Source organism: Aeromonas sp. ZOR0002 (assembly GCF_963866995.1).
Lineage (GTDB): Bacteria > Pseudomonadota > Gammaproteobacteria > Enterobacterales > Aeromonadaceae > Aeromonas > Aeromonas caviae.
Window position 1 is genome coordinate 1 of sequence record NZ_CAWMFQ010000151.1, and the last position, 1,331, is coordinate 1,331.

General features: G+C 56.6%; 2 protein-coding genes. Both read left to right on the forward strand.

All coding sequences use genetic code 11. The features are described from left to right. Positions 1-653, forward strand: a 653-nt coding sequence (locus AACR77_RS09180) for a hypothetical protein (protein WP_042880927.1), incomplete at its 5' end; no start/stop codon positions are given. A gap of 459 nt (positions 654-1,112) precedes the next feature. Further along, positions 1,113-1,331, forward strand: a 219-nt coding sequence (locus AACR77_RS09185) for a hypothetical protein (RefSeq protein ID WP_042880928.1), incomplete at its 3' end; no start/stop codon positions are given.

Genomic DNA, 1,331 nt, shown 5'->3' on the forward strand with positions numbered 1-1,331 from the left:
AGTGGCCGCTGCTGGTACGACGCTGGTATCAGGGGGAATCCCTGATTGAGCCTGAACTCGCTGTGGTGCAACAACTGATAGGGCAGTGGCGGGAGCGGTTACATTCCATCAGCTGGTTTGTGCGGTTGCTCAACGAAAACCTGGCTCGGCAGGCCAATCGGGAAGATGGTTGCAAGGGCCATTTTTGGGAAGGGCGCTTCAAGAGCCAGGCCCTGCTCACCGAATCAGCCCTGCTGGCCTGCATGGCCTATGTTGATCTCAATCCGATACGGGCGGCGATTGCCGACCGGCCCGAGCAGAGCGACTACACCAGCCTCAAGCAGCGTCTCGATGGCGAGCAGTCCGCCGCCCCATTGCCTCCGTTGCTGTTGCCATTTGCGCACGACGCGCGACCCGATAGCCTGCCATATGCCTTTGCGGATTACCTGATGCTGGTGGACTGGACAGGCCGCGCCATCCGAGTGGACAAACGGGGCCATATCCCGGCTTCTCTTGCCCCTATCCTGGTGCGGCTGGGGTTGGACGAGGTGCGCTGGCTCAAGCAAGTGACGCTGTTTCGGCGCCAGGGTATCAGAGTGGTGGGTGACAAAGAGCATTGTCAGCAGTTTGCCTGGCACTGTGGCCAGCGACGGTGTCATCAACCATCCCTTTGAGTGATGAATATTTGTGTCATAACAACGTCCGGTATAGCGCCAGCTCATCACCGGTGTGATCGCATCTGAATTGACGTCATCGATGCCAAGACATTCTTTTTAATCCCCCGAGTTTCACAAATGCCATCGCACATGCTGGATGACGAGTTGTGCTGGGCGCTTGATGAGGGCTTTCTCCAAAAGATGGCTGTCCTGATAAGGCGGTCCTGATAAGGCGGGTTGGGGAAGAGGGGCTATCGGTCCTTTGTCAACAGGCCCTTTCTCACAATGCGGCGACACCATGGGTGTTGCTTGAGCAGGTGATTTTTGCATCAGTGAAACAGAGTGGGTGATATGGTTCCTCCAATGGAACAATTCGTACACAAAGATGGCTGTCCCAAATGAAGAAAGGCTTTGTTATCTTGCTGGATACGTTGGCAAGGGCGAGTCACGTGGAACGTTCAAGTCAGGAGCAATCAGATGGCGATAACAACGCGATCCCGAAGAGAGAAGGTAGGCAGTGGGCTCGGGCTGGTGATGGGGCTCATCGCCTTTAACCTGATCGTGCCCCTGCTTCCGGTTGCAACAGAGATGTCGGATATGACCCGGATGATAGGAGCCATGGTCAGCGCCATGCTTTGCGCCGAGCTGGGCGCCAGGATTGGCAAGTGGCGGGATGCCAAAGAGCAGGCCGGATCG